This is a genomic window from Dactylosporangium sp. NPDC000555 (genome assembly GCF_040300025.1).
In the GTDB taxonomy this organism is placed as follows: domain Bacteria; phylum Actinomycetota; class Actinomycetes; order Mycobacteriales; family Micromonosporaceae; genus Dactylosporangium.
Genome location: NZ_JBEPDB010000095.1, coordinates 17,428 through 33,673 on the forward strand (window position 1 = coordinate 17,428; position 16,246 = coordinate 33,673).

The following is a 16,246-nucleotide window of genomic DNA, read 5'->3' on the forward strand; positions in this document are numbered from 1 at the left end:
GGGGTGCCTGAACCGGGAGGCCGGCTCATGAGGGTTGTTGTGAACCTGACGCGCTGTCAGGGGTATGCGCAGTGCGCCTTCCTCGCCCCGGACGTGTTCCGGATGCGTGGCGACGAGGCGCTGATGTACGACCCGCAGCCCGACGACGCGCAGCGCGACCGGGTGCTGCGGGCCGCGGCGGCGTGCCCGGTACAGGCCATCCGGGTCGACAGCATCGACGACCGGGAGGCCGCCGCGGAGGCCAGGATGGCGGCGTCCGCGGCGGCGGGAGGCCCGCCGGGGCCGACCCCGCCGCGGGCGGTCGCGCCGGACCAGGCGTCCACGCCCGTGCCGGGCCTGCGAAACGCGGCGATCGAGGCGTTCCGGCGGCACGGCCGGATCGTGGTCGTGGGCGCGTCGCTGGCCGGTCTGGCCGCCGCGGCGACCCTGCGCCGGGAGGGCTTCACCGGCACGCTGACCATGATCGGGGACGAGTCGTGCCGGCCGTACGACCGGCCACCGCTGTCCAAGCAGGTCCTCGACGGATGGGTGGCACCCGAGCACACCGGACTGCCCCGCGCCGACGAGCTCAACGCCCGCTGGCTGCTCGGCGTCCCCGCCACCGGGCTGGACCTGGCCGGCGCGCGGGTCCACCTCGGCGACGGCGGCACGGTAGGCTACGACCGGCTGCTGATCGCGACCGGCACCCGGGCCCGGCCCTGGTTCAACTCGGCCGAGGCCGCCCTCGACGGGGTGTTCCTGCTCCGCACCCGCGACGACGCCGCCCGCCTGCGCCGCCGGCTGGCCGACCGGCCCCGGCGGGTGCTGGTCATCGGCGGCGGGTTTACCGGCTCCGAGGTCGCCTCCGTGTGCCGGGACCGGGATCTGGCGGTCACGGTCGTGGAGCGGGGACCGGCCCCGCTGGCCGGCGCGCTGGGCGGGGTGATCGGCGCGGTGGCCGCCGACCTGCAGCGTGAGCACGGTGTCGACCTACGCTGCGGCGTCACCGTCACCGCCCTGGAGGGTGATGGTGACGGCCGGCTGCGCCGGGCCCGCCTGTCCGACGGCGGTACCATCGACGCCGAGGTGGCCGTGGTGGCGCTCGGCGCGATCCGCAACACCGAGTGGCTGCGCGGCTCGGGTCTGGCCGCCGGCCACTGGGGGGTGGGCTGCGACGCCGGATGCCGGGCGTTCGACGTCAACGGCGTCGTCACCGACGACGTCTTCGTCGCCGGCGACGTCGCGCGTTTCCCGCACCCGCTGTACGACTACCAGTTCCTGGCCCTCGAGCACTGGGGCAACGCGGTCGCCCAGGCCCAGGTCGCCGCGCACAACATGATCAGCGCGCACGGCGACCGGTGGCCGCACCTGGCCAGCCCGGTGTTCTGGTCGGCGCAGTTCGGCACCAACATCAAGTCGGTCGGGGTGCCGACCTTCGCCGACCAGGTCGTCATCGCGCAGGGGTCGGTCGAGGAGCGCCGGTTCGTGGCCGCCTACGGCTACCGGGGGCGCATCACCGCCGCGGTCGGGTTCGACCAGGGCAAGTGGCTCGAGTCGTACCAGAGCCAGATCGAGCGGGCGGCGGCGTTCCCGCCCGAGCCGCGCCCCGGCGACCGGCAACCGGTACCCGCACAGATTCCCGACCACACGATCCGCGAACGCCAGGCCACCGTCGTGGTGACCGGCCACGATCCGAGCGAGCGCCGTGCGCAGCTGGTGCACCACCGCTGACGGCGACGAAAGGCACGTCATGGCACAGCCCAGCATCTACGAGCAGATCCTCGACCCCGCCAACCGGGCCGACCCGTACCCGCTCTACGCGCGGCTGCGCGGGACCCCGGTGGCGCGGCAGCCCGACGGCACCTACGTGGTCAGCACCTACCGCGAGATCGTCGCGCTGCTGCACGACCCGCGGGTCAGCTCCGACCCCCGCAGCCACCCCGAGCTGGCCGGCGCCGCACCCGCGGCGCAGGAGGGCCCGGCCGGGCTGCCGATGTCGTTCATCAGCCGCGACCCGCCCGAGCACGACCGGCTGCGGGAGCTGGCGATCCGGCCGTTCGGGCCGCCCCGCACCCCGGGACGTGTCGAAGGCATGCGCCCCTGGCTGGCCGAGGTCACCGGCGGCCTGATCGACAAGTTCGCCGGACGCGACCGGGTCGACATCGTCGACGACTTCGCCTACCCGCTGCCCGTGACGGCGATCTGCCACCTGCTCGACGTCCCCCGCGAGGACGAACCGCGCTTCCACCACTGGGCCGACGCGATCATCGACACCACCGACCCGAGCTCGGGCACGTTCGCCGAGCGCCAGCGCAGGCGAGGCCTGGTCCAGGCCGAACTGGGCGGGTACCTCAACGGGCTCATCGAGGCCCGCACGAGCCGGCCGGGCGACGACCTGCTCTCCGGGCTGCTCACCGACACCGGCCCGCACGCGCCGATGGCCCGCGGCGACCTGGTGAGCACGGCCGTACTGCTGCTGGTCGCCGGTCACGAGACCACCGTCAACCTCATCACCAACGGCGTGCTGACCCTGCTGCGCCACCCCGGCGTGCTCGACCGGCTGCGCCACGAACCCGACGTCGTCGTCCCGCTGGTCGAGGAGCTGCTGCGCTACGAGCCACCGGTGCAGATGCTGGCCAGCCGCAGCACGCTGGCCGACATCGACATCGCGGGCACCACCATCCCCAAGGGCTCACCGCTCGCGCTGATGCTCGCCGCCGCCGACCGCGACCCCGGGCGCTTCCCGGACCCGGACCGCTTCGACCCCGACCGCGCCGACAACCAGCACCTCGGCTTCGGCAGCGGCATCCACTACTGCTACGGGGCCCCGCTCGCCCGGGTCGAGGCACAGGTCGCGCTGTCCGAGTTGGCCCGCCGTCTGGTGCGGCCCCGGCTCGTCGTCGACCCGCCGCCGTACCGGCCCAGCCCGGTCCTGCGCGGCCCCCGCCATCTGCTCGTCGACATCGACGGCGTCGCCACCGCCGCCGGGGCGTCGGCCGGCGCTCCGCCCCGCGAACGGGTGCCGTGACCGGCACCCGGGCGCCGGTCAGCGCATCGTCCGGAAGGCGCGCCGCACCTGGTCGACGAACAGTTCCGGCTGCTCGAAGGCGGCGAAGTGGCCGCCGCGGGGCGGCTGTTCGTAGAAGCGGAGGTCGGGATAGTACCGCTGGCACCAGCGCCGCGACGGCCGGAAGATCTCGCGCGGGAAGGCGGAGAAGCCGACCGGCACGGCGAGCGGCTCCGGCGGGCGAGCGCTGCGGCCCGATGGCCGGGCGAAGCCGTTCTCCCAGTAGATGCGGGCCGACGACGCGGCCGTCGCGGTGTGCCAGTAGACGCTGATGTTGTCGAGCATCTGGTCGCGGCTGAGCGTGCCGAGCGGATCGCCGTCGTGGTCGGTCCAGGCCCAGTACTTCTCGGCGATCCAGGCGCACTGGCCCACCGGGGAGTCGACGAGTCCGTAGCCGACCGTCTGCGGGCGGGTCGCCTGCTCGAGGGCGTAGCCGCTGCCCCACTCCCGGTGATCGGCGGCGGCGGCCAGGCTCTGCCGCTCGAAATCGGTCAGGTCCGCGGTGTCGAGCCGGTCATCGCGGTCGACCACGGGCAGCATGTTGAGGTGGATGCCGGCCAGGCGCCGCGGGTGCTGCGCCGCGAGCGTCGTGGTCACGATCGCTCCCCAGTCGCCGCCCTGCGCGCCGAACCGCTCGTATCCCAGCCGGCTCATCAGCGCCGCCCACGCCCGGGCGATCCGCGCGGGCCCCCAGCCCGGCTCGGCGGGCCTGGCGCTGAAGCCGAAGCCCGGCAGCGACGGGCACACGACGTGGAACGCGTCGCGCGCCTCGCCGCCGTGCGCGACGGGGTCGGCCAGCGGCCCGACGACGTCCAGGAATTCCACGACCGACCCCGGCCAGCCGTGCGTCACGATCAGCGGCAGCGCATCCGGATGGGGTGAGCGCAGGTGCATGAAGTGGACATCGAGGCCGTCCAGCTCGGTGGTGAACTGCGCCAGCCCGTTGAGCCGGTCCTCCAGGCGGCGCCAGTCGTAGCCGCTCTGCCAGTACCCGCACAGATCCCGCAGCCAGTCCAGCGGTACACCCTGGCTCCAGCTCGCCGCCGGCGCCGGTTCCGGCCACCGGGCGCGGGCCAGCCGCCGCCGCAGCTCATCGAGCGCGTCGTCACCGACGCTGACCGTGAACGGGGCCACCTCGCCGCCCATGCCGCCACCGTAGCTCCGACACGACGGCTGAAGCGGCGGCGGGTTCCGGCGCGACACGAAATCACCCGACCTCCGCGCAGGTTCCTCGACGGCGAGAGTGGGCAGTTGCTCGTGATGAAGACTGTCCTGCACAACGTCCGGGTCTTCGACGGAAGGCGGATCCTGCCGCCGGACACGGTGGTCATCGACGGAGAACGGTTCGGCAACGGTACGGACAATGCCCGCGTCGTCGACGGGGAAGGCGCGGTCGCGCTGCCCGGCTTGATCGACGCCCACCTCCACCTCGACCGGCGGCCCACGCTCGAGCGGCTGGTGAGGTTCGGGGTGACCACGGCGCTCGACATGGGCTGCGCGCCGCCGGAGCTGGTCGACGCGATGCGGGTATCCCGCGGCCTGACCGACGTGCGCAGCGCCGGCAGCCCCGCGATCGCTCCGGGCGCCTGGCACGCGCGCATCGTGGCCCTCGCCGCGCGGGGCGTCGTGCCCGGTGCCGACGAGGCGGAGCGCTTCGTGGCCGAACGGCTCGCCGAAGGCTCCGACTACCTGAAGATCATTGTCGGGAACCCGGAGCCCAGCCACGATCAGGCGACCCTCGACGCGCTCGTCGACGCCGCGCACCGGCGGGCGCGACTCGTCATCGCCCACGCGACGTCCGTCGAGGCCGTCGCCATGGCGATGCGAGCCGGGGTCGACATGCTGACGCACGTGCCGCTGGATCGGCCGCTGGATCGGGCCACCGCGGATCGCATGGTGGTCGACGGCCGGGAGCTGATCCCCACTTTGTCCATCATGGAGGGTGTGGCGGCACAGTCCGCCGGCGTGTACGCGGGTGCCAGCTACGCGGCGGCCCGGGACAGCGTCACCACCGCCTACGCCGCCGGGGTGCCGATCCTGGCCGGCACCGACGCCAACTCGACGGCCGAGGCACCGGTGAACATCAGCCACGGCGACAGCCTGCACCACGAGCTGGAGCTCCTCGTCGACGCCGGCGTCAGCCCGGTCGACGCGCTGCGCGCCGCCACGGTGCTGCCCGCCATCCACTTCGGACTGACCGACCGCGGCGCCGTCGAGGCCGGCCAGCGGGCCGACCTGGTGCTCATCGACGGCGACCCGCTGCACGACATCCGTGCCACCCGCTCGATCACCCGCGTCTGGTGCGGCGGCGTCGAACACACCCCGGCCGAGCTGGCGAGGTGACCCGGGCGCCCTGGGCGAGGTCCGCCCAGGGCCTGCCCAGGTCTGCCCGGGCCTACCCCGGCCGGCTCAGCGCCGCGCCTCGGCGACCGCCGCGCGCACCGCCTCGGCGCCGGCCGGGGTGCCGCCCAGATCGGCGCCCGCCGGATCGGTGCCCGCCGGATCGGTGTACGAGCCATACGGAGTGCCGTAGACGGGCGTGCCAGGCTGGACACGCCAACTGTCGGCCAGCGCGCCCACATCGACGGTGTCGTAGCCGATGGCGTCCAGGAACCCGGCGACGGCCCGCTTGGCCTCGGCGTCGTCGCCGGCGATCGGCAGCGCGGTCCGGTCCGCGGCGCCCGACGGGCGGGCCAGCGAGGCGAGGTGCGTGAAGAAGATGTTGTTGAACCCCTTGACCACCCTCGCGCCGCCCAGGTGGCGCTGGAGCAGCTCGCTGCTGGTCGTCGAGGCGGCGTCCAGCTCGGCGAAGCGGCCATCGCGTTCCGGATAGTAGTTGTTGGTGTCGATGACGACCTTGCCGGACGTGGGATCGGCCGGCACCTCGCGATACGCCTTGAGGGGGACGGTCACCACCACGATGTCGCCGGCCGCGGCGGCGTCCGCCGGCCGGCCCGCCCGTGCGCGCGGGCCGAGCTCGTCGACCAGGTCCTGCAGGGTCTCGGGTCCGCGAGAGTTGCTGAGCACGACGTCATAGCCGGCGGCGACCGCCAGCCGGGCCACCGTGCCGCCGATGTTGCCACTTCCGATGAGTCCGATCGTAGTCACTCCATCGCCAACCAGGCGGCGCCGTCGCTCATTCCGGGAGGAGAGGGTGACGACGGTAAGGAAACCGTAAACCGCTCCGCGCAAAGTGGTCCTTGTCAACAGCGAGCAGCCGTTCACCGAACAACCGGGACACGAACAAGGAGATGCACTGATGCAGGACCAGATCCAGGCCGTCGTCGAGGAGATCGTCGCATCGGGCGCGGAGGGCGGGCTTCAGGTCGCCGTGTACCGGCATGGGGAGCCCGTCGCCGAGGCCGTGGCCGGGCCGGGAATCACCCCCGACACGCTCTTCCACGTCACGTCGACCGGCAAGGGCGTCGCGGCCACCGTCGTGCACGTGCTCGTGGAGCAGGGCGTGTTCGCCTACGACACCCCGATCGCCGAGCTGTGGCCGGAGTTCGCGGCGCACGGCAAGGGTGGCGCCACCGTGCGGCACGCGCTGACCCACACCCTCGGCGTGCCCGGCGTGCCGGTCGGCACCACCCCGGAGGACCTGTGCGACTGGGACGGGATGTGCGCGAAGATCGCCGACGCGCGGCCGTGGTGGGAGCCGGGGACGAAGCAGGGGTACCACCCGCAGAGCTTCGGCTACATTCTCGGCGAGGTCGTGCGCCGGGCCACCGGGCAGAAGATCTCGCAGTCGCTCCACGCGAACGTGGCCAGCCCGCTCGGGGTTGCCGGTGAGCTGTACTTCGGCGTACCGGTGGCGGAGCACGGCCGCGTCGCACGGCTGTCCGAGCCCGAGGGCACGCCGGAGATGACGCCGGAGATGTTCGCCTCGTTCGCCGAGCACGTGCCGTTCTTCCGGGTCGTCGACGGCTGGACCGCCGCGCCCCCGGCGGCGATGCCCACGGCCGCGTACTGCAACCGCGCCGACGTGCTCGCCGCCGACATTCCCGCCGGGGGCGTCGCGTCCGCCCGGGCGCTGGCCCGGATGTACTCGGCGCTGCTGGGTGAGGTCGACGGGGTACGGCTGATCAGCCCGGACCGGCTGCGCGAGGTGACGGCGCCGGCAGTGAGCGGCGTCGACGAGATCGCCGGCCTGCCGACCACCCGCGGCCTGGGGTACGGACTGGGCTTCGACGGTCCGCTGGACGGCCCGACGCTGTTCGGCATGGCCGGCTCCGGCGGCACGGCGGCGTTCGCCGACACCGCCACCGGCATCGCGGTCGCGGTCGCCAAGACCACGGTCAGCGCCGGCGACTACACCACCTTCAACCGGATCGCGGACGTGGTCGCCAAGGCCGCGAGCACGTCCTGAACGACCGGCCCGGTCCCGCCGCGCAGCGGGGCCGGGCCGTCCGCTTCGCCCCGGGCCAAGCGCCTGTTTCATGACTGAGGCGGGGCTGCGGCGGGCCCAGATTCCGCCTGGCGGCGTCCCGCACAAGCCCGGTTACAACACCGGTAGCCTGGCTCCCGCGGGCCACCACCAGACGAAATCTGGACTCCGCCTCGCTACCACCCCAGTCATGAAACAGGCGCTAACGGTCGCAGCCGCCCATCACCGGGTCGAGCGAGGCACCGGCCGCGATGACGTCGGCCAGCAGCGCTCCTTCGGAGACCGCGGGGATGGCCTGGAGGTTGACGAAGCTGGGCTCGCGGACGTGCACGCGGTGCGGGCGGGTGCCGCCGCCGGAGACGGCGTGCACGCCGAGCTCACCCCGGGGTGACTCGATCGCCGTGTACACCTGGCCGGGCGGGACGCGGAAGCCCTCGGTGACGAGCTTGAAGTGGTGGATCAGCGACTCCATCGACCGGCCCATGATCTCAGCGACGTGCTCCAGTGCGTTGCCCAGGCCGTCGGCGCCGACCGCCAGCCGGGCCGGCCAGGCGATCTTCTTGTCGCCCACCATGACCGGGCCGGGTTCGAGCCGGTCCAGCGCCTGCTCGACGATCCGCAACGATTCCCGCATCTCGGCCAGGCGAACCTGGTAGCGGCCCCAGACGTCGCCGGTGGTCGCGGTGGGCACGGCGAAGTCGTACGTGTCGTAGCCGCAGTACGGCATCGTCTTGCGCAGGTCCCACGCCAGCCCGGCCGAGCGCAGGACCGGTCCGGTGACCCCCAGCGCGAGGCACCCGGCCGCGTCCAGCACTCCGACTCCCTGGGTGCGCCGGCGCCTGATCGGCTGGCCGGACAGCAGATCCTCGTACTGGTCGAGCTTGCCCGGCAGGTCGGCGACGAGCGCGCGGATCTGCGCGACCGCCTCGCCGGACACGTCCTGGGCCAGCCCGCCCGGCCGCACGTACGCCATGTTCATCCGCGAGCCGGTGACCGTCTCGAAGATGTCGAGGATCTGCTCACGCTCCCGGAAGCCGTAGATCATCATCGAGATCGCGCCCAGTTCCATGCCGGTCGTGGCCAGCCACACCAGGTGGGAGGCGATCCGGTTGAGCTCCATCATCAGCACCCGGATCGTGCTCGCCCGGGGCGGGATGGCGTCCTCGATGCCCAGCAGCCTCTCGACCGCCAGGCAGTACGCGGTCTCGTTGAACAGCGGCGCGAGGTAGTCCATCCGGGTCAGGAACGTGGTGCCCTGCACCCAGGTGCGGAACTCCAGATTCTTCTCGATGCCCGTGTGCAGGTAGCCGACCACGACCCGGCACTCGGTGACGGTCTCGCCGGACAGTTCCAGGACCAGCCGGCACACGCCGTGCGACGCCGGGTGCACCGGGCCCATGTTGACCACGATCCGCCCGTCGCCGATCGGATCGTCCGGGTCGCACAGGACGTCCTGCCAGTCGCCACCGGTGACGGTGAACACCCGCCCCTCGGTGGTCTCGCGGGTGCTCGCGTATGCGTCCGTGGCCACGGCGCCTTCATGTACCATACGGTACATGTACCACACGGTACAGACTGGTGTCAGTACGATGCCTGACATGTGCCGACGGAGCGACGCAGCGTGACACAGGAGCCCCGCCAGGCCCGGGACCGGCTGCTGGCCGCCGCCGTGGACTACGTCGCCGAGCACGGCTCGGCAGACCTGACCCTGCGCGGCCTCGCGGCGGCGATCAACACCAGCCACCGCATGCTCATCTACCACTTCGGCTCGAAGGAGGGGCTGCTGGTCGAGGTCGTCCACGCCGTCGAGGAACGGCAACGCGCCGCGCTCGCCGAACTCGAGGCCACCACCGGCGGCACGGTGGCCGACATTGCACGCGAGTTCGCCCGCCGGCTGACCGATCCGGCGTTGCGGCCGAACGAGCGGCTATTCTTCGAGATGTACGGGCAGGCGCTCCAGGGCCGCCCCGGCACGGCCGCACTGCTGGACAGCGCCATCACGCCGTGGCTCGAGCCGGCGCAGGAGATGCTCCGGCGGCGCGGCTACGACGCCGAGACGGCCCGGGCCCACGCCCGCCTTTCGCTCGCGGTCACCCGCGGCCTGCTGCTCGACCTGCTGACCACACACGACGAGGCCGGCGTCAACGAGGCGATGGAGTACTTCATCAGCCTCTGGGAGCGGTGACCAACACGGCCCAGACGCGGACCGTGCCGTCCTGGCCGCCTGTCGGCAACACCGGCACCGCTCCGAACCCGCAAAGACCGGTTCCGCACCCAGCGCCCTGGCCGCGCTCCGCAACCTCGCCATCGGCACCTACCGACTCGCCGGACGTGCCAACATCGCGCATGCCCGCCGCGATCCGCACGACTGGGCCGACGTCTTCGCGGTCTACGGCATCTAGTGCCGCGTCAGGCCACGTTCGCCCTCTCGACGATGCGGCGGAGGCGTGGATTGTTGGTGTTGCGGTTTCGCCAGGCGATGTAGCGGCGGATCATGCTGGCCTGCTCAGCGTGGCTGGCGTGGTCGGTGCCGTCGAGGGTGAAGTACCGCAACGCGGTGAACTGTGCCTCGATACGGTTCAACCATGAGGAATTCGTTGGTGTGTAAGCGATCTCGACGTTGTTGGCCGCCGCCCTGGTGGTCAGATGCGGACTGTAGTTGTCGCAGACGATCGCCATCCGCACATTCGGCGGATACAGCGAGCGCAGGTAGCGGCAGAACTCCAGGAACTGTGCCCGCTTCTTGCGCTGTTTGACATGCCCGTACATGACGTTGCGACCCAGGTCCAGGGCGGCGAACAGATGCCGCACACCGTGCGGGCGGGTGTACGTGGCCCGCCGGCGCGGCCTGGGGTCACGGTCGGGGTCCTTGTGCCGGCCGCCCCGCTCGGCCCACTGCCGGCCGGGATGCGGTTGCAGGTTCAGCGGCCCGAACTCATCCATGGAGAACACCACGCCCGGCTCGCCGGGCTCGGGGATCACCTCGCGTCGGCGATGGCGTACAGATGCTCCACCCGGGCCTTCTTCGCCGCGTAGTCGGGCTCCCCGGGAGTGTTTCCAGGTCTTCACCCGTTGAAAGGACACCCCCTCGGCGCGCAGGATCTCCCGCAGCCCCTCGATGCTGATGTCGTCGACCACCCCCTCAGCGACCAGGAAGTCGGCCAGCTTGGCCAGACTCCAGGTCGAGAACGGCAGGCCATGCTCGACCGGTCTGGACTTGGCGATCTTCTTCATCTCCCGCCGCTGCGGCAGCGTGAACGTCGGCGGCCTGCCCCCGCGATAGCGGGGGTAGAGCGAGTCGAACCCGTCGGCGTTGAAGTTGTGGATCACGTCCCGGACCCGATCCGGGCTGGTGAACGTCACCTCCGCGATCCTGGCCGGGTCCATGCCCTGCGCCGAGAGCAGGATCATCTGCGCCCGCCGCCAGGTCACCACCGACCCCGAACTGCGCCGCACGATCCGCAACAACCGCTGACCCTCATCATCATCAAGCTCTCGAACCCGCACCCGTTGCGCCACAATCGACAGCCCGAAGCGACAACCCCGGCCACAGTGGGACCCGGACCGGAGTGTCACTCACAACGAGGCAAACGTGACCGGACACGGCACTAGTACGAAAACCACAGCAACCCGGGCGCGCGGGGCGGCGCATGCGCTAGGCATCCGGCTCTTCCAATTCGGTCAGACTTTCGGGCTTATAGCACTGCGGTGGCTCGTCCATGCCGCGCCAGAAGACCCAAAGGCGACCACAGGTGGGACATTTGAATAACGACTTGGACGCCATGTAGACCTCCTCAGCGTCCACCAGGCCCTCAAATCTATCAAATTCAACGTCCGAAATTATCTTCCATTCTAGCTCGTTAGGAATAGGCCCACTTGTTTGGATTATGGTGCCGCATATGCATCGAAATTTCGCCATCACGGCATCACTTCAATCTGACCCACTCGCGCGCCCGTTCCCGCAATCCTGGCCTGGATATTGGCAAGCTGGTCTGCGGTAACGCTCGTCCGCGAAAGATCAATGATCACGCCGCCGCCTTGGACCTGGCTACCCTTAGATGCAACGGCACTCACAATTCTGCTCACATTTCCTGTGGTGGGCGTGTAAACGTCCCACTGCACACCGTCCACGAGAAGGTCACTGGTTGCAGTCCCCCTCGAACCAACCGGATCCCGAAGAACAACATTACTGCCCCGGGCAGCCATGTGCTGCGCAGCCGCCACTTCGGAGGCTGATGGATTGGCAGCCGATACTCGAAGGGATCCCAAATTCGGGCCAGCGATGAACTCACCGCAGTTGTGGACGAGGACCGGGGTGTTGCCGGCGAGCACATAGTACGTGTGGATGTCGGCGACCGTGAGGTCGTACATGTCCCGGGCGCCGAGGTAGTTGCGGACGTCGACGATCTCGGATGACGTTCCGGCGCTGCCGTACTGCTCCGCTCCCGGTCGCAGGTCGCCGGCGCTCACCCACACCTGCTGGTCGCTGTCCCAGAACGGGTGGTTCTGTGATGTCCGAACCGTGGCGACGGTGCCGTTCGGGGCCTTGACTCTCAGGTCGGTCAGGGCGTTGTCACGGTTCACCTTCACCGCGAGCACCGTGCGGGGCGACGTCATGCCTGTCCTTGGATCAGTGGCCTGGACGGTGTCGCCGACCTTGACGTCCTTGATGGGTTTCCGCTTGCCGTCCGCCATCTGGACCTTAGTGTCGGCGGTGAAGCTGCAGCTCTTCTTGAACAGGTTCTTGGTTTGCTGAGCGATGGCGCGCGACTCGGCCGCCGCGGCCTTGCCACCTGCCTGCGCGGCGGCCTTGAGCCCGCCGCCGCTCATCAGGGCTGCCTTGCCGGCTTTGAGCGCGGCACCACCGGCCGCGCCGAGGCCGCCCATCAAGCCACCGACGATGGCCCCCTTCACGCCGGTCTTGAGCATGCCGCCCCAGGAGAAGTTGCCCTTGCCCTCCCACTTGGTCTTGAGGGCGTAGGTCACCATGTTCTGGACCGCCCCGGCTAGGGCACCGCACGCCACGGCGCCCACGCCGGTCCAGCCGATCGCGGCGCCGCAGCCAAGGCCGACGGCGAGGCCGGCAACCGTGCCGATGATCTCGGCCTTGTGCTTGTCGACCCAGTTGAGCGTGGCGGTCGTCGCCGTCTTCAGGCGGCACTTGATCGGATGAGCCTTGCACCAGGCCTTCTGCTGGGCTTCCTTGGCGCGCTTCTGACCGTCGAGCACAGCCTGGGTGTCTCTGTCGTTGTACTGCACGACCGTCGACTTGTACTGCTGGCCGCTGACGTAACGGATCGACGCCGTGGGGTAGCCCTTGGCCACGGTCACGTTGTCGTTGAGCTTCGTCGTGTCGTAGCTCCAGGAGGCGAGCAGGTTCGCCGCGCCGATCGAAGTCTGGTAGAGGCCGGTCTTACGGTTCAGTTCGTCGTAGGTGTAGACGAGAACCTTGCCGCGGCTGTCGGTCGTCTTCTTCAGGCGTCCGGCGTTGTCGTACTCCTTTGTCGTCGTGCCGCTGTCGGGGTCCTTTGTGGACGTATTGCGGCCGCGCAGGTCGTAGTCGTAGATCCACTCGTAGCCGGCCGGGTCGACCACCTTGGACAGCAGGCCGCGCCGGTTGTAGCTGTAGGTCGTCTTGTCGTACGTGCTGGGGTTGGCGTTGCCGGGGATGCGGGTGGCGAACTGCCGCAGCTCGGCTGGATGATCTCCGCCACCGTCCGGCTCGCGCCGTCGTACGTCGACCGGCGCCACGATCGTGGTCCCGGCGGGCCGGAGGCGTCGTGGTACCGGCCGAGCGATCAGATACGGCCCGGCGTGCATGATCACGACCGCGGCGCGGCGACCACGACTGGTAGCGGTCCGGGTTGCGGCGTTGATGCTCCAGGCACACGGCCCCGCTGGCTGCACCGGGTGGCGTTGCGCGTGAAGGCCGCTGCTGCGGTGACTCGGGCCCGCCGGTGGGCTAAAGTCGGTCTGCAGGCTGTTCCGCGTGTCGGACGCCGATTCGCAGCAAGTGCAAAGACGCACGATGGGTGGAGGACCGGGGGTCCGGGGTGCTGACCGTTGCCCGGCATGACGGGTCCGCGACGGTGACGATCACCGTCCGGGGGGAAATCGATCTCGCCACCGCCGGGCAGCTGCGTGACGCCATCGTCGCCGCAGTCACCGATGCCGAGCCTGACGTATCGCTGGTCGTGGACCTGGCCGAGCTGCGGTTCATCGATTCGGCCGGGATCAGCGCGCTGTTACGCGGACGTCGTAGGGCGCTTGCCGCCGGCCGGACGTTCCGGGTTGATGGCGCGGCAGGCCTGGTCCTGGAGGTGTTGCAGCTGACCGGGGTCTGGCCGCTGCTGTCCGGGGAGGTCGTGTGACGTCCCTGGCCGGCGCCGGCGCGGTCGGCAGCGCCGAACAGCTGCGGCGGCTGCAGGCGGTCACCGATGCCGCGCTGTCCCGCCTGGGCGTGGAGGATCTGCTGCGGGAACTGCTGGACCGGACCAAGGATCTGCTGCGTGCCGACACCGCGGCGGTGATGCTGCTCGACGCCACCGGCAGCGAGCTGGTCGCGACGGCGGCCAGCGGCCTGGAGCGCGAGGTGCACCCGGGGGTGCGGGTACCGTTCGGCCGCGGATTCGCCGGCACGGTCGCCGCCCGCGGCGAGCCCCTCGCGGCCGAGCAGGCCGAGCAGGCCGAGCAGGTCGAACAGGCCGAGCAGGTCGAACAGGCCGAGCAGGTCGAACAGGCCGAGCAGGTCGAACAGGCCGAGCAGGTCGAACAGGTCGAACAGGTCGAGCAGGTCGAACAGGCCGACGTCGAGCACACTGACACGGTCCGTCCCACGCTGCTCAGCGCGCAGCTCGCCGCGGCGCTCGGCGTGCCGATGATCAGCGACGGCCGGGTGATCGGGGTGTTGTACGTCGGCACCCGCACGCCGCGGCGCTTCACCGGTCAGGACATCGAGCTGCTGCAGCTGGTCGCCGACCGGGCCGCGCACGCGACGGTTGCGCGGCTGCACAGCCTGGACCAGGCGGCCGCCCATGCGCTGCAGCGCAGCCTGCTCCCGGCCCGTCCGCCGCGGCTGCCCGGACTGGACCTGGCGGTGCGCTACGTGCCCGGCGCGGAGATCGGCGTCGGCGGTGACTGGTACGATGTGTTCGATCTGCCGTCCGGGTACATTGGCATCGCCGTCGGGGACGTTGCCGGCAACGGGTTGCGGGCAGCGGTGGTGATGGGCCGCATCCGCTCGGCGTTGCGCGCGTACGCGATGGAGACCGACGATCCCGCCGAGGTACTGACCCGCCTCGACCGCAAGGTCCAGCGGTTCGAGCCCGATGCGATGGCGACCGCGATCTACGCGGTGATCGGCCCCGATCTGTCGACGTTGACGCTGTCCAACGCCGGGCATCTGCCGCCGGTCGGGATCGAACCCGGCGGCGCCGGCCGGCTGACCGTCGTCAAACCGGACCTGCCGCTCGGCACGGACCTGCGCGTCGGGCGGTACACGACCGAACTGCCGCTGCCGGTCGGGCAGTGCGTGCTCTTCTACACCGACGGCCTGGTGGAGCGCCGGGACCGTTCCCTCACGGCCGAGATGCGTCGGCTCGCCGAAGCCCTCGACGCCGGGCACAGCGCTGAAGAGCTGTGCACGGCGGCGATGGCGGCGATGCTCGACGGTGACGCGCCGACGGACGACATCGCCATGCTCGCGTTGCGTCGTACGCCTGCCGGCACCGAGGTGTAGCGGGCCGGATCAGCCCCTGGTTCGCCGGGGTCGGCGGCCCGTCGAGGTTGCCTGTGTCACCCCTCGCCCGTGCGCTTGCGCCAGTCGCGCATCGCGTCGCGGACCTTGTCGAACACCGCGGTCGGCGGGCCGACCAGGAGGTTGACGATCGCGGACTCTCCGGCCGCCGGATGTGGACGTGTCGGCGCTATCGACTGGGCCGCCTCGAAGGCGCCCGCCATCCGGCGCAGCCGCTCGGCGTCGGCATGCTTGCGCAGCTGCGTGAGCTCCTGGTGCTCCTCCTGCGTCGCATGAGCCATGACCGATTTGGCCAGGGCGTCCAGGTGCCGGTCGAAGTCCCGGTGATCGACCCCCAAGTCGTAGAGGTCGGCGAGCGCCCGCTTGGCGTCCGCCTCCTCCTGGAGTCGTTCGTTGACCACCGTGCCGCCCTTCGGAATCAGGTCGCGCGCCGCCGGATGCACGACCACTTCCTCGGCGTTCTCGTGCACGGCCAGCAGCCTGACCAGCTCGTGGAACAGCTGCTCCTTGCGCGCACCCTGGGCGGAGCTGACGCGCGCGAACAGATCCTTGATCTCGTTATGCTGGGCGAGCAGGATCTCCACGACGTCGCGCTGCGTCGCCTGCGTGCCGATGGCCTGGCTGACGTCGTTCGGTGAGGCGAACCGGTCACGGGGAAGGTCCTGCAGGGCCTGGACGACCTTCTCGTCGGCACCCTGCTGGCGAGCCTGCTCGACAAGGCTCTTCTTGCTCGTCGGATAGTCCACATCGCCGAGGTACCGCTGGACCTCGATCGGGTTGGCAGTCATGTTCTGCGGCTACCCACTGACGCATCGTCCAAGCCCGGGCCGCGACGCCGAGTCGGCAAACCCGGGCCACGGGGTAGCCGTCGCCGCCACGAAGGCACTGTGGTTTCCTGTCAATTCATCCGGCGTTTACCTAGCGCCCTTAAATTCCCCCACGCCGAACGTCGAAGGAGCCCCGAAATGTCCGCCCTGCTCTCCGCCATCGCGGTCGAGGTGGTCAGCGCCCTGCTGATCTCGCTCGTCGTCGCCGCGGTCCGTCGCCTGTTCAGCGG

The 16,246-nt window shown here is 70.8% G+C and carries 14 protein-coding genes; 7 read left to right on the forward strand and 7 right to left on the reverse strand.

Annotated elements, in window-relative coordinates; all coding sequences use genetic code 11:
* The first annotated feature begins 27 nt into the window (after positions 1–27).
* Positions 28–1,710: an FAD-dependent oxidoreductase gene (locus ABT297_RS36765; RefSeq protein ID WP_350557163.1), complete on the forward strand. Its 1,683-nt coding sequence runs from the start codon at positions 28–30 to the stop codon at positions 1,708–1,710.
* Between the two features lie 19 nt (positions 1,711–1,729).
* The gene (locus ABT297_RS36770; protein ID WP_350557165.1) at positions 1,730–3,007 is read left to right on the forward strand and encodes a cytochrome P450; all 1,278 of its coding nucleotides are present in this window, start codon (positions 1,730–1,732) and stop codon (positions 3,005–3,007) included.
* Between the two features lie 18 nt (positions 3,008–3,025).
* On the opposite strand, the gene ABT297_RS36775 is transcribed toward ABT297_RS36770, so the two are convergent.
* The gene (locus ABT297_RS36775; RefSeq protein ID WP_350557167.1) at positions 3,026–4,192 is read right to left on the reverse strand and encodes an epoxide hydrolase family protein; all 1,167 of its coding nucleotides are present in this window, start codon (positions 4,190–4,192) and stop codon (positions 3,026–3,028) included.
* A 114-nt stretch (positions 4,193–4,306) separates the two neighbouring features.
* On the opposite strand from ABT297_RS36775, the gene ABT297_RS36780 reads away from it, so the two are divergent.
* Positions 4,307–5,389, forward strand: a complete 1,083-nt coding sequence (locus ABT297_RS36780) for an amidohydrolase family protein (RefSeq protein ID WP_350557183.1) — start codon at positions 4,307–4,309, stop codon at positions 5,387–5,389.
* A 66-nt stretch (positions 5,390–5,455) separates the two neighbouring features.
* Here ABT297_RS36780 and ABT297_RS36785 read toward each other — a convergent pair whose 3' ends face one another.
* Positions 5,456–6,154, reverse strand: coding sequence for an NADPH-dependent F420 reductase (locus ABT297_RS36785; RefSeq protein WP_350557169.1), 699 nt, complete (start codon positions 6,152–6,154; stop codon positions 5,456–5,458).
* A gap of 151 nt (positions 6,155–6,305) precedes the next feature.
* Here ABT297_RS36785 and ABT297_RS36790 point away from each other — a divergent pair, with 151 nt between their 5' ends.
* On the forward strand, positions 6,306–7,415 hold the full coding sequence (locus ABT297_RS36790) for a serine hydrolase domain-containing protein (RefSeq protein WP_350557171.1): 1,110 nt from the start codon (positions 6,306–6,308) through the stop codon (positions 7,413–7,415).
* Between the two features lie 220 nt (positions 7,416–7,635).
* On the opposite strand, the gene ABT297_RS36795 is transcribed toward ABT297_RS36790, so the two are convergent.
* On the reverse strand, positions 7,636–8,982 hold the full coding sequence (locus ABT297_RS36795) for an NADH-quinone oxidoreductase subunit D (RefSeq protein WP_502885705.1): 1,347 nt from the start codon (positions 8,980–8,982) through the stop codon (positions 7,636–7,638).
* Between the two features lie 72 nt (positions 8,983–9,054).
* On the opposite strand from ABT297_RS36795, the gene ABT297_RS36800 reads away from it, so the two are divergent.
* Positions 9,055–9,618 carry a TetR/AcrR family transcriptional regulator gene (locus ABT297_RS36800; protein ID WP_350557172.1) on the forward strand — a complete coding sequence of 188 codons (564 nt, stop codon included), beginning with the start codon at positions 9,055–9,057 and terminating at the stop codon, positions 9,616–9,618.
* A gap of 224 nt (positions 9,619–9,842) precedes the next feature.
* Here ABT297_RS36800 and ABT297_RS36805 read toward each other — a convergent pair whose 3' ends face one another.
* From ABT297_RS36805 to ABT297_RS36810, 3 genes are all read right to left on the reverse strand, one after another.
* Entirely contained in the window at positions 9,843–10,901 is a 1,059-nt protein-coding gene (locus tag ABT297_RS36805) for an IS630 family transposase (RefSeq protein ID WP_350557174.1), read from the reverse strand.
* Between the two features lie 187 nt (positions 10,902–11,088).
* Positions 11,089–11,352, reverse strand: a complete 264-nt coding sequence (locus ABT297_RS43250; RefSeq protein ID WP_502885706.1) for a DUF8617 domain-containing protein — start codon at positions 11,350–11,352, stop codon at positions 11,089–11,091.
* Positions 11,352–13,184 (reverse strand): polymorphic toxin-type HINT domain-containing protein, encoded by a 1,833-nt coding sequence (locus ABT297_RS36810; protein ID WP_350557176.1) that lies wholly within the window; start codon positions 13,182–13,184, stop codon positions 11,352–11,354. The genes ABT297_RS43250 and ABT297_RS36810 overlap by 1 nt, the downstream gene beginning before the upstream one ends.
* A gap of 338 nt (positions 13,185–13,522) precedes the next feature.
* Between ABT297_RS36810 and ABT297_RS36815 the strand changes: the two genes are divergently transcribed.
* On the forward strand, positions 13,523–13,804 hold the full coding sequence (locus ABT297_RS36815; protein ID WP_350557177.1) for an STAS domain-containing protein: 282 nt from the start codon (positions 13,523–13,525) through the stop codon (positions 13,802–13,804).
* The gene (locus tag ABT297_RS36820) at positions 13,801–15,171 is read left to right on the forward strand and encodes a PP2C family protein-serine/threonine phosphatase (RefSeq protein ID WP_350557179.1); all 1,371 of its coding nucleotides are present in this window, start codon (positions 13,801–13,803) and stop codon (positions 15,169–15,171) included. Before ABT297_RS36815 ends, ABT297_RS36820 begins: the two co-directional genes overlap by 4 nt.
* 56 nt (positions 15,172–15,227) lie before the next feature.
* Here the strand turns inward: ABT297_RS36820 and ABT297_RS36825 are convergent, their stop codons facing one another.
* A complete protein-coding gene (locus ABT297_RS36825) occupies positions 15,228–15,977 on the reverse strand; it encodes a DUF2795 domain-containing protein (RefSeq protein ID WP_350557181.1) in 750 nt (249 codons plus the stop codon).
* Between the last annotated feature and the right edge of the window lie 269 nt (positions 15,978–16,246).